At 40.6% G+C, this 22,782-nt stretch carries 20 protein-coding genes; 6 read left to right on the top strand and 14 right to left on the bottom strand.

All coding sequences use genetic code 11. The features are described 5' to 3' along the window. Positions 1 to 199 precede the first annotated feature (199 nt). On the top strand, positions 200 to 793 hold the full coding sequence (umoD, locus tag M1F05_RS11755; protein ID WP_206086391.1) for a UmoD family flagellar biogenesis regulator: 594 nt from the start codon (positions 200 to 202) through the stop codon (positions 791 to 793). Positions 794 to 844: 51 nt separating this feature from the next. Here the strand turns inward: umoD and mfd are convergent, their stop codons facing one another. Further along, a complete protein-coding gene (gene mfd, locus M1F05_RS11750) occupies positions 845 to 4,288 on the bottom strand; it encodes a transcription-repair coupling factor (protein WP_206086392.1) in 3,444 nt (1,147 codons plus the stop codon). Positions 4,289 to 4,564: 276 nt separating this feature from the next. Between mfd and lolC the strand changes: the two genes are divergently transcribed. The 3 genes from lolC to lolE are packed head-to-tail and all read left to right on the top strand — an operon-like array spanning position 4,565 to position 7,708. Then, complete coding sequence (gene lolC, locus M1F05_RS11745) at positions 4,565 to 5,767, top strand: lipoprotein-releasing ABC transporter permease subunit LolC (protein WP_206086393.1); 1,203 nt, start codon at positions 4,565 to 4,567, stop codon at positions 5,765 to 5,767. After that, positions 5,760 to 6,461 carry a lipoprotein-releasing ABC transporter ATP-binding protein LolD gene (gene lolD / locus M1F05_RS11740; protein ID WP_206086394.1) on the top strand — a complete coding sequence of 234 codons (702 nt, stop codon included), beginning with the start codon at positions 5,760 to 5,762 and terminating at the stop codon, positions 6,459 to 6,461. The genes lolC and lolD overlap by 8 nt, the downstream gene beginning before the upstream one ends. Continuing rightward, positions 6,461 to 7,708 carry a lipoprotein-releasing ABC transporter permease subunit LolE gene (gene lolE / locus M1F05_RS11735; RefSeq protein WP_206086395.1) on the top strand — a complete coding sequence of 416 codons (1,248 nt, stop codon included), beginning with the start codon at positions 6,461 to 6,463 and terminating at the stop codon, positions 7,706 to 7,708. The genes lolD and lolE overlap by 1 nt, the downstream gene beginning before the upstream one ends. Positions 7,709 to 7,770: 62 nt before the next feature. Here lolE and M1F05_RS11730 read toward each other — a convergent pair whose 3' ends face one another. Together M1F05_RS11730 and M1F05_RS11725 are read right to left on the bottom strand one after the other, a co-directional pair. Beyond that, positions 7,771 to 8,316: a class IV adenylate cyclase gene (locus M1F05_RS11730; protein WP_206086396.1), complete on the bottom strand. Its 546-nt coding sequence runs from the start codon at positions 8,314 to 8,316 to the stop codon at positions 7,771 to 7,773. A 150-nt stretch (positions 8,317 to 8,466) separates the two neighbouring features. Further along, positions 8,467 to 8,955: a TIGR00645 family protein gene (locus M1F05_RS11725; protein ID WP_206086397.1), complete on the bottom strand. Its 489-nt coding sequence runs from the start codon at positions 8,953 to 8,955 to the stop codon at positions 8,467 to 8,469. Positions 8,956 to 9,284: 329 nt separating this feature from the next. Here M1F05_RS11725 and cobB point away from each other — a divergent pair, with 329 nt between their 5' ends. Then, the gene (gene cobB, locus M1F05_RS11720) at positions 9,285 to 10,118 is read left to right on the top strand and encodes a Sir2 family NAD+-dependent deacetylase (RefSeq protein ID WP_206086627.1); all 834 of its coding nucleotides are present in this window, start codon (positions 9,285 to 9,287) and stop codon (positions 10,116 to 10,118) included. 49 nt (positions 10,119 to 10,167) lie between these two features. Here cobB and M1F05_RS11715 read toward each other — a convergent pair whose 3' ends face one another. Further along, positions 10,168 to 10,878 (bottom strand): SDR family oxidoreductase, encoded by a 711-nt coding sequence (locus M1F05_RS11715; RefSeq protein WP_206086398.1) that lies wholly within the window; start codon positions 10,876 to 10,878, stop codon positions 10,168 to 10,170. Between the two features lie 390 nt (positions 10,879 to 11,268). Here M1F05_RS11715 and pepT point away from each other — a divergent pair, with 390 nt between their 5' ends. Further along, entirely contained in the window at positions 11,269 to 12,504 is a 1,236-nt protein-coding gene (pepT, locus tag M1F05_RS11710; protein WP_206086399.1) for a peptidase T, read from the top strand. A 53-nt stretch (positions 12,505 to 12,557) separates the two neighbouring features. Here the strand turns inward: pepT and M1F05_RS11705 are convergent, their stop codons facing one another. The 10 genes from M1F05_RS11705 to M1F05_RS11660 form a co-directional block, all read right to left on the bottom strand. Beyond that, a complete protein-coding gene (locus M1F05_RS11705; protein ID WP_206086400.1) occupies positions 12,558 to 13,157 on the bottom strand; it encodes a LysE family translocator in 600 nt (199 codons plus the stop codon). Positions 13,158 to 13,501: 344 nt separating this feature from the next. Further along, positions 13,502 to 14,626 (bottom strand): cupin domain-containing protein, encoded by a 1,125-nt coding sequence (locus M1F05_RS11700; RefSeq protein ID WP_206086401.1) that lies wholly within the window; start codon positions 14,624 to 14,626, stop codon positions 13,502 to 13,504. 254 nt (positions 14,627 to 14,880) lie between these two features. Then, on the bottom strand, positions 14,881 to 16,338 hold the full coding sequence (gene phoQ, locus M1F05_RS11695; RefSeq protein WP_206086402.1) for a two-component system sensor histidine kinase PhoQ: 1,458 nt from the start codon (positions 16,336 to 16,338) through the stop codon (positions 14,881 to 14,883). 1 nt (position 16,339) lies between these two features. Then, a complete protein-coding gene (phoP, locus tag M1F05_RS11690) occupies positions 16,340 to 17,014 on the bottom strand; it encodes a two-component system response regulator PhoP (protein ID WP_206086403.1) in 675 nt (224 codons plus the stop codon). A 243-nt stretch (positions 17,015 to 17,257) separates the two neighbouring features. Further along, on the bottom strand, positions 17,258 to 18,628 hold the full coding sequence (gene purB, locus M1F05_RS11685; protein WP_206086404.1) for an adenylosuccinate lyase: 1,371 nt from the start codon (positions 18,626 to 18,628) through the stop codon (positions 17,258 to 17,260). Positions 18,629 to 18,645: 17 nt separating this feature from the next. Next, on the bottom strand, positions 18,646 to 19,272 hold the full coding sequence (gene hflD, locus M1F05_RS11680) for a high frequency lysogenization protein HflD (RefSeq protein WP_206086405.1): 627 nt from the start codon (positions 19,270 to 19,272) through the stop codon (positions 18,646 to 18,648). Positions 19,273 to 19,274: 2 nt separating this feature from the next. After that, positions 19,275 to 20,378, bottom strand: a complete 1,104-nt coding sequence (mnmA, locus tag M1F05_RS11675) for a tRNA 2-thiouridine(34) synthase MnmA (RefSeq protein WP_206086628.1) — start codon at positions 20,376 to 20,378, stop codon at positions 19,275 to 19,277. A 135-nt stretch (positions 20,379 to 20,513) separates the two neighbouring features. Further along, positions 20,514 to 20,963, bottom strand: coding sequence for an NUDIX domain-containing protein (locus tag M1F05_RS11670; protein ID WP_206086629.1), 450 nt, complete (start codon positions 20,961 to 20,963; stop codon positions 20,514 to 20,516). Further along, complete coding sequence (gene rluE / locus M1F05_RS11665) at positions 20,956 to 21,612, bottom strand: 23S rRNA pseudouridine(2457) synthase RluE (RefSeq protein WP_206086406.1); 657 nt, start codon at positions 21,610 to 21,612, stop codon at positions 20,956 to 20,958. Before rluE ends, M1F05_RS11670 begins: the two co-directional genes overlap by 8 nt. A 131-nt stretch (positions 21,613 to 21,743) precedes the next feature. After that, a complete protein-coding gene (locus tag M1F05_RS11660; RefSeq protein ID WP_206086407.1) occupies positions 21,744 to 22,397 on the bottom strand; it encodes a hypothetical protein in 654 nt (217 codons plus the stop codon). Positions 22,398 to 22,782: the final 385 nt, after the last annotated feature.

Below are 22,782 nucleotides of genomic sequence, written 5' to 3'. Positions count from 1 at the left end.
TATGAACGTTGAATGCCAGCTAGTTAATTTACTTTGTTAAATATTACACTAATAATGAATATCAGAATAATAAAATCATTATAGTTTATTGACACTAAGTTAGGATAATTCTAAAAAAATGTGAATTATCTTAGCAACGTTCGAATTCTCTCACTTAGTCGTTACAATAGATATACGGGTATTTAATAAGGGCAAATTGATGAAGCTAAAATTTAAGTTGTTATTAGCGGTAGTAGCGATTTGTCTTGTTTCGTTTGCTGTCTCATCGTTTATTCGAGAGCCTGAAGCAAAGCTCGCCACAGTCCTATCTGTTGAACCAATAAAGGCGAATCGTTTGGTTGAATATGAAAACTGTACGCTAACGGGGGTACTTGGTTCTTTTAATCAGCAGTCTTTATCGCGCTTTCATCCTGCACAAAATGAGTGCAAAATAATTTTTATGATTGAAGCCCTCCAAGGTAAAGGCGTTCCATCTCTATTTGATAATCAAAATAAAACATGCGTGAAGACACAAAGGATGGAGCTGGTGACCGTTGGTTATGATGTAGTTTATCAGATAGGTAAAACGATTGGTAAGGTTAGAACATCTTATGCACCTTCGATTTTTATACCCTTAAATGAAGATGGGCGCTTAGATTTATCGCCTTCAAATTCAATTTGTGAAACCGTACGTAGTGATGTTAAAGAACTTTTACCATTCTATTGTTTACACCAAAACGAACAGCCACTCTCCAGTACTTCTGGTGTCTTGAGGCTACAACCTAATAAAAATACTTTAGGCTTTTTTGAGTAAATTCGATTTAAGGACAAGGGCCACCAAATTGATGGCCGCTATTTTTATAAGTTAAGCAAGCAGGTGTTCTTCAAAATCAGTCAATAACTGTTTGATAAAGTCAAGGCGCGTGACTCTATCGGCTAAATCATGGAAAAACTTCAAGCGTACAGGGCCATCTAAACGATACGTTTTTGGTTGGTTTTGTAACAAGCTGATCAAGAAGCTTGGGTCAACTTTGTTCTTTTCACCAAACTCAACAAAGCCACCTTTTTCATGGGCTTCAATACGTTTCACTCCCAGAGATTGTGCTTGTAGACGAATAGCAGCAGAGGTCAGTAGAAATTTCCCTGCATCGGGTAGGCTACCAAAGCGGTCGATGAGTTCTGTGCGTAATTCATTCAGTTCCTGATTGTCTTTAGCACTGGCAATACGTTTATAAAATGAAAGACGCATATTCACATCATGGATATAGTCATCTGGCAATAAGACAGGCATTCGTAATTCAATTTCAGTTTGTTGATTCGTTAAGTCTTCTAATGACGGCTCACGACCTTCTTTTAACGCATCGACTGCACTTTCTAATAATTCCATATACAATGTAAAGCCGATAGTGGTCATTTGGCCGCTCTGGTCTTCGCCCAGCAACTCGCCTGCACCACGGATCTCGAGGTCATGAGTTGCGAGCGCAAAGCCTGCGCCTAAATCTTCTAAAGATGAAATCGCTTCAAGGCGTTTTTGGGCATCAGTCGTCATTGCCTTCGGATGAGGCGTCAGCAAATAGGCATAGGCTTGGTGATGCGAGCGGCCGACACGGCCACGTAATTGATGCAATTGTGCTAAACCAAAGTGATCTGCGCGTTCAATAATAATTGTATTAGCCGTTGGAATATCAATACCCGTTTCAATAATGGTGGTACAGATTAAAACGTTAAAACGCTGATGGTGGAAGTCGGTCATGACTCTTTCTAACTCGCGCTCGCGCATCTGTCCGTGCCCGACAACAAAACGGGCTTCAGGAACTAACGTTTCAAGTCGTGCTTTGGCTTTTTCGATATTTTCTACATCATTATACAGATAATAAACTTGCCCCCCCCGTAAAGTTTCACGCAAAATTGCCTCACGGACAACTAACTCATCATATTGACGAACAAAGGTTTTTACGGCTAATCGACGTGCTGGTGGGGTCGCAATAATGGATAAATCTCGCATTCCGCTCATGGCCATATTCAGCGTGCGAGGAATAGGTGTTGCGGTAAGCGTTAAAATATCCACATCCGCACGCATTGCTTTAATACGTTCTTTGTGGCGAACGCCAAACCGGTGCTCTTCATCGACAACCAGTAAGCCTAAATCTTTCCAGACAATATCGCTTTGCAATAATTTGTGTGTCCCAATCAAAATATCGACTTTGCCATCAGCAGCATCAGCAATAATTTGTTGTTGCTCTTTAGCGGTTTTAAAGCGAGAAAGCATTTCGATACGAACGGGCCAGTTTGCAAATCTATCCCTAAAGTTATCATAGTGTTGTTGAGCAAGCAGGGTGGTTGGTACTAAAACAGCGACTTGCTTATTATTATTGATAGCAAGGAACGCCGCTCTCATGGCAACTTCAGTTTTACCGAAACCAACATCCCCACAGACGAGCCTATCCATTGCCAGTGGCTGACACATATCACTCAAAACGGCATTGATGGCCATTTCTTGGTCAGGCGTTGTTTCAAAGGGGAAACCTTGGCAAAATTCTTGGTATTGCTGCTTGTCATGTTTGAATGCAAAACCTGCTTTTGCTGCACGTTGTGCATAAATGTCAAGAAGCTCAGCAGCAACATCACGTACCTTTTCGGCTGCTTTTTGGCGAGCACGTCCCCAACTATCACTGCCCAATTTATGCAGTGGCGCATTTTCGTCGGCCCCACCAGCATAACGGCTAATTAAATGCAGTGAAGAAACAGGAACATATAGCTTATCTTCTCCTGCATAGGTGAGAATTAAATACTCTGCTTTAATACCGCCAGCCTCAAGGGTGATTAGCCCTTGGTAACGGCCAACACCGTGTTCAATATGCACAACGGGTTGCCCTGGACGCAGCTCTGCGAGGTTACGAATTAAGGTGTCTGTGTTAATCGCCCGGCGGTTATCTGTACGACGACGAACTACGCGTTCACCTAATAAATCACTTTCACAGATCAGCGCTTTATTCGCATCTGATTGAATAAAACCGCGCTCGGCTGCACCAATAGTAATCGCAAAGCGTGAGGTAATTGGGCTTGTATAGCTTTCAATGATTTCAGGGCGAATTTTTAACCGTGCTAATAACTCTGTTACTGTTTCACGGCGGCCTTCACTTTCTACAGAAAAAACGAGCGTGCCGTCAAATTGCTCACTAAATTGGCGAAGCTTTTCTAATGGTGTTTTGCTTTGCGCTTGAGTGCTGATATCAGGTAATGGCAAATAATCTAAATTGGTATTTGCCGCTTTTTTAGGTAGCGCCTCAGAAGAAAGTTGAATTCGTGGCCATTGTTTTAAATTTTGGTTGAGTTGCTCAACGGTAAGCCATAAATCTGCTGGAGGGAGCAGAGGACGCATAGGGTCAACACCACGGCTTTCATAACGTTGTTGAGTGTCAATTTGAAAACGCTCAGCGGCTTCTTGTAAATTCTGAGAAACAATCAGGCTTGAGGACGGTAAGTAGTCGAACAGTGATGGTAATGGTTGAGCAAAAAATAATGGCTGCCAATACTCAATACCTGTAGGTAATGTATTTTTGCTGACTTGTTGATAAATATGCTCAGGGTCGCGGCGTACTTCAAAACGTTCACGCCACTGACTTCGGAAACGTTCAATCGCGTCCTTGTCTGTTGGAAATTCGTGAGCGGGTAGCAAATTGATGCGAGCGACTTCTTCTAATGTTCTTTGTGTATCCACATCGAAGGTACGCAGACTGTCGATTTCATCATCAAAGAAATCAATGCGAAAGGGCAGTGAACTCCCCATTGGGAACAAATCAAGCAAAGCGCCGCGGGTTGCATACTCGCCGTGTTCTAACACTTGCTCTACATGACGATAGCCTGCTTTATCCAATTCATCACGTAAATTGTCACGTGATAATTTGTCACCTTTTGACATGACGAGTGCATGGCTCGTTAAGAAATCAGGTGGGCAGACTTTTTGCATCAAGGTATTAACAGGAAGAATTAATGCCCCTTTTTGCAAAGAAGATAGACGGTAAAGTGTTGATAAACGATGAGAAATGATTTCTTGATGTGGAGAGAAATTATCATAAGGCAATGTTTCCCAATCAGAAAGCGTCTCTACAGGGTGATATGTAAACTGTTGAATTTCATCTCGTAAGCGTAATGCATTTTGCATATCTCGCGTCACAATGACAACAGGCCCGTGATGACGTTGTATCATTTCTCCACATTCAAGTGCACCAGCCGCCCCAATAAGGCAACCTAAATGGCGAACATCGCCACTACGACTAGGGAGTTCATAACGAAATTTTGAGGACATAGAAATCTTTGGTATCTCACAGCGATTAGTTAGCAGTTAAACAAACATCAGAACAATAATAGACAGTCTTTAGATAATTAACACTTAAATAAATTAACCGATAGTTAAACTATAAAATTAACAGCAAAACAACTCATTTTAGCCTGTAATTTGTCTGAAATTCAGACAAAAAAGGGGGGAAAGCAGAAAAAAAACCGTTGAGTGGTTCCATTCATCAATCGTAGCCTTTATTATCGCTGAACACTTCGCTTTGGCAACAGGGGCATTAAAGATTTCATGCACCAATCTGTCTCATTATTTATAGGTCTGCGCTATTTGCGTGGGCGCGCAGCGGATAAATTTGGACGTTTTGTTTCCAGTTTATCGGCTATTGGTATCACTCTGGGGGTCATGGCCTTAATTACGGTGACATCCGTGATGAACGGCTTCGAACGTTCGCTACAAGATAGCATACTTGCCTATATGCCGCAGGCTATTTTAACATCGGCTTCTGGAAATATTGACCCAGCAAAACACCCTATTACAGGCTTGCAACATTTACAAGGCGTGAGCCATATTGCGCCCATCGTCCAGTCCGACGTGGTACTGCAAAGTCGCACTAATGTTGGGGTTGGGGTAATGGCGGGTATCGAACCTGATGCGGACTCACTGCTACTAGATAAACTTATTAGTGGTAACAGGAGTGACCTCAAAGAAGGACGCTACCATGTTTTTTTGGGGAGCAAATTAGCAGACACATTGGGCGTAAAACGAGGTGACGATGTCCGTTTAATTATTCCAGGTGTTAGCCAACTGACTCCGATGGGGCGTATTCCAAGCCAGCGTTTATTTACGGTTGCAGGTATTTTCCAAACAAATGGTGAAGCTGATACTAGCGAATTGATTGTTGCTGCTCAAGATGCAGCGAGAATGCTGCGTTATCCCACAGGGAATATCACGGGGTGGCGATTGTATTTAAATGAACCATTGAAAGTTGACACACTCAGTAAACAGGTTTTGCCTGATGGACTTGTGTGGACGGACTGGCGTGAACGCAAAGGGGAGTTTTTCCAAGCGGTTCGCATGGAAAAAAATATGATGGGTTTGCTCCTGAGCCTAATTATTGCTGTTGCGGCCTTTAATATCATCACTTCACTTTCTTTGCTTGTCATGGAGAAACAAGGTGAAGTGGCAATTTTAAAAACACTGGGTTTAAAGCGTTGGCGTATTTTGGCAATATTTATGATCCAAGGTGCAGGGGCTGGTATTATCGGTACGTTGATTGGAACGGTTTTAGGGACGCTTTTGTCAAGCCAACTCAATGTCATTATGCCGTTAATTGGGTTATTACCCAAAGGGGTTTCTTTGCCAATTGTACTTGATTATTCAGGTATTTTAATTATTGCAGTTTCTGCGATGCTTATTTCACTGCTTGCGACGCTTTATCCTTCTTGGCGTGCAGCAGCAGTTCAACCTGCTGAGGCTTTACGTTATGAATAAACAACCACTTCTTGTCTGTGAACATTTAAGTAAAACCTATCAAGAAGGTTCATTGTCGACGCAAGTGTTGAAAAATGTCAGTTTCTCTATGGGGCAAGGGGAAATGATGGCGATTGTCGGTAGTTCAGGTTCAGGGAAAAGTACGTTATTACATTTATTGGGTGGGTTAGATACGCCATCAGAAGGTAATGTGATTTTCCGTGGCCAACATATTAATCAATTGTCCTCTGATGAACGCGCAGCCATTCGTAATAAAGATTTAGGCTTTATTTATCAGTTTCACCACCTTTTACCTGATTTTACTGCACTTGAGAACGTAGCAATGCCGTTGTTGATTGGCGCTACAGCAAAAGAGATTGCATTTACTAAAGCGAAAGAAATGCTCAAAGCCGTGGGGCTAGAACATCGTGCAGATCACCGCCCTTCCGAGTTATCTGGCGGGGAGCGTCAACGTGTTGCGATTGCAAGGGCGCTGGTGAATGAACCTGCGTTGGTACTAGCGGATGAGCCGACTGGGAATCTCGATTTGCGCAATGCAGATGCCATTTTTGAGCTATTAGGCGAATTGAATCGCACGCAACGCACGGCATTTTTGGTGGTAACCCATGATATGACGCTCGCTCGTCGGTTATCTCGTCAATTAGAAATGCGTGATGGCCATTTACAGCAGGAAATTACGTTGGGGGCGCGGTAATGTTTCAGTTACCTCTTACACTCCTTGCGGCGATACGCTTTAGCCGCGGGCGTCGGCGTACAGGCATGGTATCTTTGGTGTCGATTGTCTCAACATTAGGGATCGTGCTGGGTGTTGCGGTGCTTATTATCGGTCTCAGTGCCATGAATGGTTTTGAGCGCGAATTGAATAATCGCGTGCTATCCGTGGTGCCTCATGGGCAAATTTACGCAGTAAAACCGCCGTATAAAGATTGGGATTTTGCTGAGCAGGTTATTCGCAAAACACCAGGCGTTGAAGGCGTTAGTCCGTATGTGAATTTTACGGGGTTGCTTGAGCGCGGTGCAAACTTAAAGGCGATTCAAGTGATGGGGGTTTCCCCAGAAACTCAGTCACAGGTCAGTGCATTGCCGCAATTTGTGTTGAATGATGCTTGGAAAGATTTTGCCGCAGGTAATCAATCGATTATTTTAGGCCAAGGTGTTGCAGACGCATTGAATGTGAAGCAAGGGGATTGGGTGACCATCATGATCCCCAATACTGATGAAAGCTTAAAAATTCAACAACCTAAACGTATACGTGTGCAAGTTGCGGGTATTTTTAAACTCAGTGGGTTACTTGATCACCAATTAGCGTTAATACCATTAGAGGATGCTCAGCAATATCTGGACTACGGTGATGGTATTAGTGGCTTTGAAATTAAAGCAGAAAATCCTTTTGAGGCGGATAAAGTTGTCTATGATGCTGGCCTAAAGACAATGCACCACGTTATTGTGAAAAGTTGGATTGGTGATTATGGCTATATGTACAATGATATCCAAATGGTACGTAGTATTATGTACTTAGCGATGATTTTAGTGATTGGCGTGGCATGCTTTAATATTGTATCGACGTTAGTCATGGCAGTTAAAGATAAAAGCAGCGATATTGCCGTATTACGGACTCTCGGGGCGAAGGACGGGCAAATTCGTGCCATTTTCTTATGGTATGGCTTGCTTGGTGGTTTAGTTGGTTCATTGATTGGGGTCGTGCTTGGTGTTTTGGTTTCGGTTAATTTAACTAGTATTATTAAAGGATTAGAGATTGTTTTAGGGCATCCAATTCTTTCTGGGGATGTGTATTTTATCGATTTCTTGCCTTCTGAATTGCATATTATGGATGTGGTGTATGTATTAATTACTACCATTATTTTAAGTTTATTAGCAAGCTGGTATCCTGCACGCCGTGCAAGTAAATTAGACCCCGCTCGTATTTTAAGCGGCCAATAATGCTATAATAGACTAGACGCCAAGGTATCTTTCTCATCGAGATGATGATACTTGGCGTTTTTTTATTTTTTCTCTAAAAACATTTGCTTATAGCTGCGTTTTTCAATCATTTCTTCAGTAAAATCATACCTTTTTGCGAGCAACATTAATTTTTGATAGTAGTGCCCAAGTAGGCATTCATCATCCGTCATAATGGCAAATTCAGCAAACCAACCGATGCCGTCAAGGTGGTCTACTGTAATGTGGACATCCCCAAGAAAATAAATACTACGGACTTTCGTCGTCGTTAAATGGCAATGATAGCCCAAAGTGACTAGCATATTTTGTACGTGTTGGCAGTCATCAATATTAATGGCTTTGCATTCTGAAGACGAAGGGCCTTTGACTATCCACAGTTTGATTCCAGAAGGGATCATTTCACGGACACACATACTGATATTATTATTGACAAGAGGCTGGTGAGTACTTTCATAGAAATAGTCTGTTTCTGAATTATTCTCTGTGAAAGGTTCTGCGTGGTCGGTTTTTATTTTTTGCAGGAATGTCGCGTGATCTACTAAGCGAAACTTAATTTCAGCTTCATATTTACCGATAAAATGCTCGCTCATATTAACGTCCTTATTGTGCCATCAAATTATTTAGGCGAGATCGTAGCACAGCAGGAACAACGACATCGAGTTAAATGTGTGCTAACAAATTAATTGATGGCCGATTATTCGTATCGTATGAAAAACAGGCACAACAAGGACAAAAGAAAATTACTTTTTCGTCATTTTGTCTAAGTAGCCCATGACAAAAGCTGATAACACAAAGGTCAGGTGGATAATGACGTACCACATGAGCTTGTCATTTTCGACACTTTTTAAATCCATAAAGATTTTCAGTAAGTGAATAGATGAGATCGCTACAATTGAAGCGGCAACTTTATTTTTTAGGGAAGAGGCATCCATTTTGCCTAACCAACCCAGTTTTTCGCTGCTATCAGGAATATCCATCTGAGAAACAAAGTTCTCATAGCCTGAAAACATCACCATCACTAATAGACCACCAACTAATGCCATATCAATCAATGAGAGCAGCATAAGGATTAAGTCTGCCTCAGGGATGGATAATATGTTAGGTAGAATATGGTAGAGTTCTTGGAAGAACTTAATCGTTAAAGCTAATAATGTCAGTGACAACCCAAAATAGATAGGTGCTAAGATCCAACGCGAAGCATACATTGCTCTTTCGAAAAACTTTTCCATGAAACCCCTTTAAATGGTGAATAATCATCGCAGTAAATCTGCGGGATGTATTCTAACTGTATGGGGTACTATCAAGAAAGGTTTTTTTATTGTTTTACGGTTGCGCGATTTTTGTGGCTCAATTATGAATAAATGATGAAATATTTATGATAAAAAGGTGACAAAATCGATACCCTCGATATTTTTATTTGCATTCAACTGCGTGATGCGCTCTAGTATATTAATGTTTAAATAATATAGAAAAGTGGTGTATTAACAGCGATAGAGAACAAATTTAATTATCTGAGTTGTTATACATTGGTTGCTTGAATGAAGGGAAGCTTTCGATGTTGCGATATCGTCATAGATTAAAAAAAGCTCGTAAAAATAAATGTGTACGCCGCCAGCGACTTCGCAACCGGTCTTTTTATATAGATAACAGACTAAATGATATGAAAAAAGTGAACATTGTTGTATTAACTGGTGCAGGTATTTCGGCTGAGTCAGGTATTCAAACATTCCGCTCTGCGGATGGATTATGGGAAGAACACCGTGTTGAAGATGTTGCGACACCTGAAGGTTTCGAAAGGGATCCTCAATTAGTGCAACGTTTTTATAATGAAAGGCGTAAACAACTTCAGCAGGACAATATCAAACCCAATGCGGCACATTTTGCGTTAGCGCAACTGGAAGAGTTGTTAGGTGACCATTTTTTGTTGATCACACAAAATATTGATAATTTACATGAAAGAGCGGGAAGTAAACGCATAGTCCATATGCATGGTGAATTATTAAAAGTACGTTGTAATTGGTCCAATCAAGTATTGGAGTGGAAAGGGGATTTAACGGTAGAAGACCGTTGCCATTGTTGCCAATTTCCTCAACCATTGCGACCGCATATTGTATGGTTTGGTGAAATGCCTATTGGTATGGATTATATTTATCAGTCCCTTGAAAACGCGACAATTTTTATTTCTATTGGGACATCTGGACATGTATACCCAGCAGCAGGTTTCGTCCATGAAGCAAAATTGCATGGTGCTCATACTGTTGAGCTTAACTTAGAGCCAAGCCAAGTCGAAAGTGAATTCGATGAAAAACATTACGGTTTGGCAAGTCAGGTGGTGGTGGAGTATATAAACCAGTTGATAATGGAATTACAGGTTAAAGACATCGCGCAGTAAGCATTAAGGGAAACGAAGTTTCCCTTTTCAGATTTTTTATAAAAATCAGTTAAACATTTTCATCCATCATGGCTGGCATAGTGATTTCTTTTACGCATGTTGCATTGCTGGTGCTGAGTATAAACCGCACAGCACTAACCACATCCTGTAGGGGGATCAGTTGACCTCCACTTTGTTCAATAACATCATCTACAGGCAAAGACAGCGGGTATTCAGTTGCTAAATAGCCTAAATTCAGTATTGAAATAGCAATTTTGTCTTCCCTTAAAGTTTCCCTTAATGACTGAATAATACCCCTTAATGCATATTTAGTGGCAGAAAAGGTAACCTCTTTGCCTTTATGGTTATCTAATCCCCAGGTTGAGCCAATTAAAATAATTTTGCTATTTTTTGCTAAACGTAAGTTAGGTAATAATGCTTTCAAATTGAGCAAGCAAGCACTGATATTGGTTTGGATCATATTCAGTATTTCAATATCATCGCTTGTTTCAAATTGATATTTATCACTAAAGGCTAACTTCTCCCAGATACCAACATTATAAATTAAGGTATTAATAGGTTGTTGCTTAATGGTGTTTTTAATTATGTTAGCGGACTGGTTATCACTTAAATCTGCTTGGATCCAATAAAAGTTGCTCTGCTCGAATGGCGGTTTTGAGCGTGAAACGCCATAAATAACATCACTAGGATCAGGTACACCCTCAACAAGTGCTTTACCTAATCCTTTGCTAACACCATAAATTAAACAAGTATTTGACATAATATCCTTAATTACCCTGAAACAAATTAATGTTGTTTATTTGCTAAATGATAAGCAAATAATTATTTACCTTGTATAGCACAGTTGTTTAAAAAAATAACTGGCTAATAATGCAGTTGTTGGTTAATAGTTAACTTAATTTGACGCTTTAGGTAAGAAAAAATAACTGATTACCGACGAGATAATACACATTGAGTATTATCTTTATTATTTATGGGTTCTTTTGTGGGCAAAATGCAAACAGGTATATAAAATAAAATGCGTGAATTAAATATAATTTACGCATTATGCTAAAAAAGCACCAGCAATAACCGCAAAGCTGATTTGAAACAATAATTGAATCTGTGATCTTTCCCATAATATAGCTATTGATATTTTAGGGGGATGGGTATGGACAAACTCTTGGAGCGGTTTTTTGAATATACTGCTTTTGATACACAATCAAAACTGAATGCAAAAACAGTACCTAGTAGCACAGGCCAGCTAAAATTTGCCCGTGCACTAGCTAAAGAACTGAATGAATTAGGATTTGATCAGGTGACGTTAACCGATCAAGGTTGCTTAATGGCCTTTTTGCCATCGAACGTTGATTGGGATGTTCCTACCATTGGTTTTATTTCTCATTTAGACACAGCGCCTGATTTTTCGGGTAAAAATGTTTGCCCACAAGTTTTAGAAAACTATCGAGGTGGTGATATTGCGCTAGGTATTGGTGACGAAGTCTTATCGCCAGTCATGTTCCCTGTATTACATGAAATGATTGGTAAAACACTGATAATGACTGACGGTAAAACATTATTAGGTGCGGATGATAAGGCGGGGATCGCTGAAATTATCACGGCTCTGGTACGTTTAAAGGGCAATAAAATCCCACATGGGAAAATATGCTTAGCATTTACCCCTGATGAGGAAATTGGCCGTGGTGCCCGTCATATTGATTTTAAGCAGTTTGATGCATTGTGGGCTTACACCGTTGATGGCGGTGGTGTAGGGGAATTAGAGTATGAAAATTTCAATGCGGCAAACGTAGGTATCAAAATTGTTGGCAATAATACTCATCCTGGTAATGCAAAAGGGGTAATGGTAAATGCGCTCAATTTAGCTAACCGAATTCATTCCATGTTACCTGCGGATGAAGTACCTGAAAATACAGATGGTTACGAAGGATTTTACCACCTCACATCTATGAAGGGAACGGTAGAAAAGGCCGAACTAAACTATATTATTCGTGATTTTGATCTCGCCAGTTTTGAAGCGAGAAAGAAAAATATTATTCGTATTGCTGAAAAGGTTGGAGAAAACCTTCACCCAAGTTGTTATATTGAGCTGACATTAGATGACACTTACTACAACATGCAAAGAGAAGTGATGAAATATCCCCATGTTGTTGAGTTAGCAAAACAGGCCATGATTGATTGTGGTATTGAACCTGTTGTTCAGCCAATTCGTGGCGGAACGGACGGCGCTCAGCTTTCTCATCGTGGTTTACCTTGTCCAAATATTTTCACTGGGGGATATAACTTCCATAGTAAACATGAGTTTATCACCCAAGAGGGCATGGAACAGGCGGTAGACGTTATTATGCGAATCGCTGAATTAACAGCAATTCATGCTCGTCAGCCATAAACTATTTATCTAAGGAAGCACACTCAAAATTTATTAGAGTGTGCTTCACGGATTTATTGAAATAATACAGAAATACCACTCAGTGCCAAAAGTATCCCCATCACTAAGTTAAATCTTCTTAATATGCGAGGTTGCGATAATCGTTCACGTAATTGATGACCAAACAAAGCCCAAATCGCAACGCAAGGCCAATTTATCAAGGCGAAGACCACAGCGACTAACAATATTGAAAAATAGGGTTCCACAGTGTTGGTATACATTGCCATACCTCCAACTGCCATGATCCAAGCTTTTGGGTTTATCCATTGAAAAAGCGCAGCTTCTATGAAAGTTAATGGTTTATTTTTTTTATTATTCGCTTTGGTCATAGCGTGACTAATTGCTGTTTTCCATGCTAACCAAAGCAAATAGATAATACCGAGATATTTCAAAATGGCGTATAGCAACGGTGAAGATTGAATGATGGTCCCCATACCTAAGCCGACAGCGAGTAACATAATAAAAAAGCCACATGAAACGCCAATGCTATGGGGAACAGTACGTTTAAATCCAAAATTAACACCTGAAGTGAGTAACATGACGTTATTGGGGCCAGGGGTGATTGATGTAGCAAACGAAAATATCGATAAAGCTAAAAAAACTTCTATATTCATGATGTTGTATGCTAGCGTGAAATATATAAATTAAGTTTATATTGCAAGTCTGCAAAGGTAGTTGGTTGTTAATTTAAAGTATTTTAGAAATGAATTTTGAAAATGCTTTATCTATGGATGCCATTTTTGGTGGTAATAGGCTAAATAATGACGATTTATTAGTGATAAAATAGACAATAAAGCCCATTAAATAGAGGTAAGTAAAGAAAAGTGGTTCTATGACTGGTTTTTTCCAGCAGAGAGAGCGTATTTTTTGAAGTAATATTTCTTATTTATAGAATTACAAGCTCATCATTTTAGGATGAGCTTGTATATTATTTAGATGTTATTTTTAATAAAGCGAATTAGTCGTCAAAATACCAATAACCATTATTCACTAAGGCTGTCATAAGAGCGATAAAATTGACATCATCAATAGCTTCGCCCAGAGTTTGGCTATTAACGGAATCATAACGACATAAGCTGTCTGCAGCTTCATAGCAAGTGGTTTCTAAACATTCACCATTTACGAAGAATTGATCGCCGACACGTAATGCTCTAAGACCGTTCAGTTTATATAAAGTCTCTTGCTGTGTTTTTAGCAAATCATAGATTTCATCGTGTTCGTAAGGCGGTTCTGGTGGTGCAATATCTAATTCATGGCGTGATTGAGAAATAAACTCACCTAGCCACTGACGAAACAAATCAGGGTCGTTAATCAGTGATTCCATCATTTCACGCAGTTTGATTTGCTCACCTTGTAAAATCTCAGCAGGGTTATCACGGAACGATAAATCAGGATCACTATAACGATAACTGCCTAAATCATTAGAAATTAAATGGTCAGCAAAGCTGCTCATCAGTTCGCGTGTATTGGGTGCTCGGAAACCAACAGAGTAGTTTAATGAGGGCTCAATAGCATAGCCTTCATGTGGGAATCCAGGTGGGATATATAGGATATCACCTGGCTCCATTTCTTCATCAATGATAGCGTCAAAAGGCTGCACTTGCAGAAGGTCAGGGTGAGGACAATGTTGTTTCATTGGGATTTTTTCCCCAACACGCCAACGACGACGGCCTTCTCCTTGAATGATAAATACGTCGTATTGATCAAGATGAGGGCCAACACCGCCACCAGGTACGGAATAAGAAATCATCAAGTCATCCATACGCCAGTCGGATAAGACACGAAATGGCTTCATTAAGGCGGCACTTGGATGATGCCAATGATCCACAGCTTGCACTAAAATAGACCAATTTTCCTCACCGAGGTGATCATAACTTTCAAATGGGCCATGGCCGACTTGCCAAACTCCCTCTTTATGGCTGACTAAACGGCTATCAACCTCATCTTCCATCGCTAAACCAGCAAGTTCGTCTGGTGAGATAGGATCAATAAAACGCGCAAACCCTTTTTTGATAAGCAGTGGGCGCTTCTGCCAGTGACTGTCGAGAAAACTCTGCCAGTCAAGATTGAGTGTATAGTCCATCTTATTGTCCCTAGGAGCTGTTGAGCTTTCCTGATAACTTTTACAATGTCTAGATTAATATGGCTGTTCTAGTCTTAATAACCTAAGTAAGGCTTATTTTACTCTATCGATCTTATCTTAAATAAGTGGGAACTGTGTGATGATTTTGATTGAAAAAGCATTATCAAAATATAACAGCTCCGCGAAAAAAAACTCTTAAATAGTATACCTGAAATGGTTTGTAAAGTAGGGAATAAACGGATTCACATCACATATTAACTATCTTCAATCATAGATTGCTGCCGAAATGTGACGGCTAATCGTGCCCCACCGAGAGGGCTATCACAAATGGTGATTTCCCCATCATATTGATCAATGATATCCACTGCGATAGACAAGCCTAATCCTTGGCCTGGTCGAAGTGTATCTGCACGTTGCCCACGAACGAAAATGAGGCTACGTTTGCTTTCAGGAACACCTGGGCCATCGTCGTCCACAATTAATGTTAGGCTGTCTTGTTCAACAATGGCGGTCACTTCAACAAACTCCAAACAATATTTGCAGGCGTTCTCCATAATATTACCCATCACTTCCATAAAATCATTAGGTTGACCTAACCAAGTTACTTCAGGGGAAATATCGACGGTAATCGAAACGCCTTTGTGTTGATAAACTTTGTGTAATGCGCTTGCTAAGCTATCTAATATTGATGGAACAGATGAAATTTCTCTGAGCATCAGGTTTTCATCACCTTGTGTCGACGCACGATGCAAATAATAACCGACTTGTTGTGAAATTCGGCCAATTTGTTCCAGCATGATGGGCTCAGCTTGGTCGATGTTCATTTGTTTACCTGAACGAAGTAAGCGCAACGTGGATTGTAAAACAGCAAGTGGTGTTTTCAAGCTATGGGTTAAATCAGACAAAGTGGTGCGGTATTTGCTATAGCGTTTTCGTTCGTTAGTTAACAAAATATTCAAATTACGCACTAATCCTCTGAGCTCAGAAGGCGGGTTTTCATCTAGGGTATCCCTTTCGCCTTTTTCAAGACTACTTAGCTGAGAAACTAAGGACTTGATGGGACGCAAGCTCCAATAGGCGGCGAGCCACAGTAAAGGAATGACTAAAATTAAGTTAGCGAGCAATACATAACCAAACCATTCCCATACTAGCCCTGTATTTTGTAAATCTTGTGGCAATGTATCGACAACAACAATAGTTAAAGGAGGCAGGTTCTCTCCAGCGGCATATTGGTTAACTGAAACGGAGTGAGTGAGCGGCTCATCATCACTTTCTATTTTATCCAACTTGTTGTTGTATTCTGGATTGTCATCAAGGAGTTGGCGGGTTTCACGAATATCGGTATCAATTTCGTATAAACCTTCTTTTTTTAACCAATCATTGCGGATCAAGCGCTCAACACTAGGTACATCACGCTGGCGCCATAATACTTGCCCTTGTTCATCGTAAATAATGATTAATGTAGGGTTATTTAACGTGAAATTTGGAGGAACACGAATATCAATTTTATCGTTTTGCCACTGAGCCAGACTATAAATTAGGTTACTTTGGCTCCGTAGTAGGGTGTAGGTGGTTTTATCGAAACTGATTAAATAACCAAGTATGGCCACGATGCCATAGGACAGTGTTAACGCAAGGATAACAGCAGACGTTGCGCACAAAAATCGAGCACGTAACGAAAGCGGTTTAACTTTAAATTTACTTAGCCACATGTTAGCCATTCACATCAAAACGGTAGCCTTGGCCACGAACCGTCACGATAACTTCATCACTATGAAATTGTTGAATTTTCTTTCTCAATCTTCCCATTAAAACATCAATGGTATGGCTTTCTCTAAGCTCTGCGTCTGGATAAAGTTGGCGCATTAATGAATCTTTGCTAACAACCTTACCATTATTGCGTAATAAGGTTTCAATAATGGTATATTCAAAAGCTGTTAGTTTAACGGCTTCACCATTTACAGTGAATTCTTTACGAGACAGGTCGATAACAAAGTTATTCAACTCCAATACTTGAGAGGCTAACCCGCTGTTTCTGCGCATTAGTGCTTGCATGCGAGCGACAAGCTCTTCTAATTGAAAAGGTTTGGTGACGTAGTCATCTGCTCCGCTATTTAATGCTTGGACTTTTTCTTGCCAACTTTCGCGGGCGGTCAGTACTAGGAGGGGGATATTTACATGATTACTGCGCCAACGTTTGATCATTGATAGGCCATCTTCATCGGGTAAGCCTAAATCGACAACGGCGATGTCTGGGCAGCTTTCATGCAAAAAATAGTCAGCTTCTTTTGCGTCTTCAGCTGAATCAACCTGATGACCCAGTTCTTTAAGTTGAACTGTTAAGTGATGACGAAGTAACGCATTGTCTTCGACGATAAGAATACGCATCTGAAACCCTCATAGTAAAAAATTAAAGTGCCTACCGAGATAATCATGAATCATGCACTAGAAACGTCATGGTAAAAAGAGATCTCAGCCACGACAAGGGATTAAGTAAATATAAGTCAAACAAAGCAAAAAAAAAGCGGTTTTTTTCGAGTGATTAGGCTGTTTTGGGGAATTTATGGTTAATATAGAAATAGAGCTAATAAAAAAGGCGGCACTTTGGCCGCCTGAATAAATCAACTAAGATTATTTCAGTTCATCAATAAAAGTGACAGCGTAACCAATGTAGTTAGCGGGTGTCATTGCTTTTAAGCGCACTTTTTCATGCTCAGGTAACTCTAAACCATCAATAAACTGTTTCATGCCTTCAGCGGTAACACGCTTACCACGCGTTAATTCTTTCAGTTTTTCATACGGTTTTTCGATACCATAGCGACGCATAACAGTTTGGATAGGCTCCGCTAACACTTCCCAATTTTGGTCTAACTCGTCCAGTAAGTGCTGTTCGTTAACTTCCAGCTTGTTTAAGCCTTTCATAGTAGATTGATAGGCAATTAAGGCATAACCTAAGCCAACACCCAAGTTACGTAGTACAGTTGAATCCGTTAAGTCACGTTGCCAGCGGGAAACAGGCAGTTTGCTCGCTAAATGACCTAAAACAGCATTTGCTAAACCCAAGTTACCTTCGGAGTTTTCGAAGTCGATAGGGTTAACTTTGTGTGGCATGGTAGAAGAGCCGATTTCGCCAGCGATAGTTTTTTGTTTAAAGTGATTTAATGCGACATATCCCCAAATATCACGGTCGAAATCTAACACAATTGTGTTAAAACGTGCGACGCAATCAAAGAGTTCAGCAATGTAATCATGTGGTTCAATTTGCGTAGTGAATGGGTTCCACTGAATGCCTAATGAAGTCACAAACGTTTCACTAAATTCGTGCCAGTTCACTTCAGGGTAAGCAACCATATGCGCATTATAGTTACCCACTGCGCCGTTAATTTTACCTAAAATTTCAACATGTTGTAGTTGACGGAATTGACGTTCTAAACGGTAAGCAACGTTGGCAAACTCTTTACCAATGGTTGATGGCGTAGCAGGTTGACCGTGAGTCCGAGAGAGCAATGGCAGGTCGCGGTATTCATGCGCCATTGCTTTTATTTTATCAATAATTTGACGCCATTGAGGTAAAAGCACCTCTTCACGTGCTGTTTTGAGCATCAATGCATGAGAAAGGTTATTGATATCTTCTGATGTACATGCAAAGTGAATGAATTCAGAAACCGAATGCAGGGCAGGAATATGTTCTACTTTTTCTTTGAGAAAATACTCAACGGCTTTAACATCGTGGTTGGTTGTGCGTTCAATTTCTTTAATCCGCATTGCGTCTTTTTCGCAGAAGTTCGCAACAATTTCATCTAAGTAAGCGATTGCGTCAGCATCAAATGAAGGAACTTCTTTGATTTGAGCGGTTGCAGCCAGTTTTTGCAGCCAGCGAACTTCAACTTGCACGCGAAATTTCAGTAAGCCAAACTCACTAAAAATAGTGCGTAAAGCGCTGACTTTATCACCGTAACGGCCGTCAATCGGGGATACAGCGGTCAGTGAGGATAATTCCATTGGTAGCAACTCCAGATTTAAAGGTGAGACAAAATTTCTTTCGCCTGATTTGCCAGACGATTGCGAGAAAACATAAGTTGGATGCGACTTCCACCCACTTGCTGCCAAAGTACTGCGGAACGAATACCCGCCAGCAAAATTGCGCGAACTTTAGCCTGAACTAAGGTGTTTTTCAGAATGTCAGGGGAACCCGTTACTTGAATGCGTGGGCCAGCAGGGCTGACGACATCAACATAGATTCCTGCTAATGCATTAAACACACCTTCAGAAAGAGGTTCAAAATAGCTCGCTTGGCGCTCGAATTGCTCAATACGTTGCCCAAGCTTATTCATCGCTTCATCGTCTTTATTTAGACGACGCTCAAGGGCCATCATGCTCAGCATATAACGCGTCATCTCGGCGGATAAACCACTGTTACCACCTGTTAGCATGCCTAACATTGCACCTAAACCTGTTTTGAGATTTGCAGGGGCATTACCATACACATCTAATGTGGAGCTTGGGTTCATGTTGGTCAGGCTATTGACCATTGTTTCGGCATCGCTATCAAGGCATGTGCCTTCGTGGGCCAGCTTTTGAACCATAGCACCTGCTTGGCAGATCCCCGCTAAGGCAAGCGTAATGTCGTAATAATTTTTCGCCACAACTACTCCTGAATACGCGCTTCAATAATGCCGCCACCAAGGCAGACTTCGTCAATATAGAACACGGCAGATTGCCCTGGGGTGACAGCAGCAACTGGGTAATCAAATGTGACTTCGATTCGCTCTGCATCAATAGGCGTAATTGTACAAGGGATATCCCCTTGACGGTAACGCGTTTTGACCACACAGCGCAATGGTTGGGTTAGCGTTTTTCTATCAACCCAGTGTAATTGCTGCGCAATCAAGCCGATAGACATCAACCGTGGATGCTCATGGCCTTGTGCAACAATTAATATATTGTTTTCAACATCTTTATCGACAACATACCAAGGTTCTTCTGAACCTTCTTTCGTTCCACCAATACCTAAGCCCTTGCGTTGGCCTAATGTGTGATACATCAGGCCTTCATGTTGACCAATTGTTTCACCATCAACCGTGACAATCGGACCTGGTTGAGCAGGAAGGTAACGACCGAGGAAGTCGCGGAATTTACGTTCACCGATAAAGCAAATGCCCGTTGAGTCTTTTTTCTTTGCGGTGATTAAACCGATTTCTTCAGCAATACGGCGGACTTCAGGCTTTTCAAGCTCACCGACAGGGAACAGGCTTTTTGCCACTTGTTCATGGCTGAGTGTATACAGGAAATAGCTTTGGTCTTTATTACCATCTAAACCACGGAGTAACTGGCTTTTTCCGTCGACATCACGGCGGCGTACATAGTGACCTGTTGCAATATAATCTGCCCCTAAATCTTCAGCAGCAAATTCTAAGAAGGCTTTAAATTTGATTTCTTTGTTACACAGGATATCAGGGTTTGGCGTGCGGCCCGCTTTGTATTCGGTTAAAAAATGTTCGAATACATTGTCCCAATACTCTGCGGCAAAGTTGATGGTGTGTAACTCGATGCCGAGTTTGTCACACACAGCTTGCGCATCAGCAAGGTCAGTTGCAGCGGAGCAATATTCCGTATCGTCATCTTCTTCCCAGTTCTTCATAAACAGGCCAGCCACCTGATATCCTTGCTGCTGCAGCAAATAGGCGGATACGGATGAGTCAACACCACCGGACATACCGACGATGACTTTTTTCTGGCTGTTATCTGACATGGTACTGTTATTTGACATGGAAATAGTCTCACTGCGGAAAAATCAAGCCCCATACTTTAGCATGTTGACCCCTTGTTGCACCAGCGTTAGAGAGAATATTATTGCTTGGTGACAATTTCACCAAGCAAAGGGGGATTATTGGTAGTGGGAGCCATAAGCTGAAAGAATATCTAGTGGATAATTATTTCCAGTTTGAAAGCAACGCAAGCTTTCAGCGACTAAAGGGGAACGTAAGCAGTCACTTTCTAAAATGTCTTGCGCGTCGACCCAGTGACAACAGGCGATATCGCTATCTTGCGGGTGGGTTTCACAAATAGCATCAAGTTCGACAGCAAATAAAAAGCGAATAAATTGAGTGCTGTCAGGTGCAATCCATTGATGGATTTGAATTAATTGAGTTGGCGTCGCTTGTATGCCAGTTTCTTCAAGTAACTCACGTTCAGCAGCTTGCAAGAGAGTTTCGTTGGCCTCTAGGTGCCCTGCGGGTTGGTTCCAAGTAGGCTTATTATTGATCCATTCTTCAACGACCAAAAATTTGCCTTCAGCATGCACAATTGTTGCGACAGTGACATTGGGTTTAAACAACATTGACCTCCATCCATTCACCTACTGATAAATCCCCTAAATTAAATTCACCCATTTGATAGCGAATTAAGCGCAGCGTTGGGAATCCGATATTTGCCGTCATACGACGCACTTGTCGATTACGGCCTTCGTATAATGTAATTTTAAGCCAACTTGTTGGAATATTTCTGCGTTCTCTAATTGGCGGATTGCGGGGCCACAACCATTTAGGTTCTTCGACTAACTCAATCCCTGCGGGAAGCGTAGGGCCATCATTTAACGTCAGCCCTTGGCGAAATCGTACCAATGCACTTTCATCAGGGATCCCCTCTACTTGAGCATAGTATATTTTCCCTGTTTTTTTCTGGGGTTGTGTTAAACGCGCTTGTAATTTTCCATCGTTAGTTAGAATTAACAAGCCTTCGCTATCTCTATCAAGGCGACCCGCGGCATAAACATCCGTAATAGGAATATAATTTTTTAAGGTGTCGCGGCCTTGTTCATCGGTAAATTGCGGCAGTACATCAAAGGGTTTGTTGAATAGAATAACTTTGCGTACTTTAGCGGGTTGGCGACTAGCTGAAATTGCTAAATGCTTGGTGGATTTGGCGTGTTTTTGTTTTATAGGGGATGAGCCAAATTTAGCCCGTTTCTTAGGGGGTATATTCATTTGTCGTTAGCCAGATAGTAGTGCCAGTAAAAAGGTACGTCTGAAAGTATAATGGAAATCAACGAAAAAAAATATTCTTAGGGGGTAGGGAAATATGAGTCACAAAGCGTTATGACTCATATTTTAATTAATTATTCGCTGATCTCATCAATGAACTCACTAAATATATCGAATATCCGCTCAATGAGACCTAAGCAAATTGTATATTCTTGATGACTAAAAGGAATAGTATCAATAAGTTCAACTTCACTACCCATGGTATGACCGCTTTCACGACTTAAATGAAGATCACCACAATAAACTAACGCATTAGGGGAATGTTGTGCAATTTCATTTAAATAAGTAAAAAATACACGACCTGTGGCTTCTATTGATTCAATGATGACTAATCGAATTTTTGCAGGCTGGTTTGATAACATTTCAATGAGTTGGTAAGTGAGTTTACGATTGGCTTCCATTTGTGGTGACCACAGCCACGCTAGAGTATCTGTTATAGGTTGTGGCTTATTCATTTTCAATGTGCATAAATCACTGAGATACCATGGCCAATGATTTTCATCTTCAAGTGCGTGTGTATTAACAGCTGCCTCTAACGTATTTTGTGGAAAAGTAAAAGGCAAAATAAATTTATTTAAATCACCAAAGCTCATAATAAAAAAAGCTATTTTAGGCAGAAACTCTAAAGATTCAGCTGTAGGGCGCTGCGGGTCGATGGGTTTTAAGAAAAAAGGGTGTTGAGCATATTCATTTTTCTTTTTTTGAATAAAAATAGAAAGTTTTTTCATATAATCACCTTTTTATGAGTTGGTTATTAATGATTTTATATTCATTTTATATTTGCCTATATTGCGATATTTATTAGTGGGAGTTATTTCTTAGCTTATTCGTGCTCTTTATTTGCTCACCTTTACTAGAGATTAAAAACATTAAAATCATAAAATTAATAAATTGAGGATTTGTTAATTAAAGTTATTGTTTATTAAAGGAAAAAATAACAAACAACTCAATTTATGTGAGCAGTTCGAATGTTTATTAATGTTATTCCAGATAAAATTAATGTGAATTGAGTTTCAAAGTCGTCAAGGCAGTGTTATTGGGTTTCGATGATTTGTAGGGTATGAGTGAGTTATCTTTTTCAGTAATGATATGATTTTATAAGGAATTATTCTG

The organism is Providencia sp. PROV252, assembly GCF_033676005.1.
Lineage (GTDB): Bacteria > Pseudomonadota > Gammaproteobacteria > Enterobacterales > Enterobacteriaceae > Providencia > Providencia vermicola.
This window is presented reverse-complemented; position numbering and strand designations above follow the sequence as displayed.

Coding starts and splice junctions, on each gene's coding strand:
- phoP (WP_206086403.1), bottom strand. CDS start 17,014: ATGCGTATTCTTATCGTCGAAGACAATGCGTTACTTCGTCATCACTTA.
- M1F05_RS11715 (WP_206086398.1), bottom strand. CDS start 10,878: ATGTCAAATACTTGTTTAATTTATGGTGTTAGCAAAGGATTAGGTAAA.
- umoD (WP_206086391.1), top strand. CDS start 200: ATGAAGCTAAAATTTAAGTTGTTATTAGCGGTAGTAGCGATTTGTCTT.
- M1F05_RS11725 (WP_206086397.1), bottom strand. CDS start 8,955: ATGGAAAAGTTTTTCGAAAGAGCAATGTATGCTTCGCGTTGGATCTTA.
- lolC (WP_206086393.1), top strand. CDS start 4,565: ATGCACCAATCTGTCTCATTATTTATAGGTCTGCGCTATTTGCGTGGG.
- phoQ (WP_206086402.1), bottom strand. CDS start 16,338: ATGTGGCTAAGTAAATTTAAAGTTAAACCGCTTTCGTTACGTGCTCGA.
- pepT (WP_206086399.1), top strand. CDS start 11,269: ATGGACAAACTCTTGGAGCGGTTTTTTGAATATACTGCTTTTGATACA.
- M1F05_RS11660 (WP_206086407.1), bottom strand. CDS start 22,397: ATGAAAAAACTTTCTATTTTTATTCAAAAAAAGAAAAATGAATATGCT.
- lolE (WP_206086395.1), top strand. CDS start 6,461: ATGTTTCAGTTACCTCTTACACTCCTTGCGGCGATACGCTTTAGCCGC.
- rluE (WP_206086406.1), bottom strand. CDS start 21,612: ATGAATATACCCCCTAAGAAACGGGCTAAATTTGGCTCATCCCCTATA.
- mnmA (WP_206086628.1), bottom strand. CDS start 20,378: ATGTCAGATAACAGCCAGAAAAAAGTCATCGTCGGTATGTCCGGTGGT.
- purB (WP_206086404.1), bottom strand. CDS start 18,628: ATGGAATTATCCTCACTGACCGCTGTATCCCCGATTGACGGCCGTTAC.
- M1F05_RS11730 (WP_206086396.1), bottom strand. CDS start 8,316: ATGAGCGAGCATTTTATCGGTAAATATGAAGCTGAAATTAAGTTTCGC.
- lolD (WP_206086394.1), top strand. CDS start 5,760: ATGAATAAACAACCACTTCTTGTCTGTGAACATTTAAGTAAAACCTAT.
- M1F05_RS11700 (WP_206086401.1), bottom strand. CDS start 14,626: ATGGACTATACACTCAATCTTGACTGGCAGAGTTTTCTCGACAGTCAC.
- M1F05_RS11705 (WP_206086400.1), bottom strand. CDS start 13,157: ATGAATATAGAAGTTTTTTTAGCTTTATCGATATTTTCGTTTGCTACA.
- mfd (WP_206086392.1), bottom strand. CDS start 4,288: ATGTCCTCAAAATTTCGTTATGAACTCCCTAGTCGTAGTGGCGATGTT.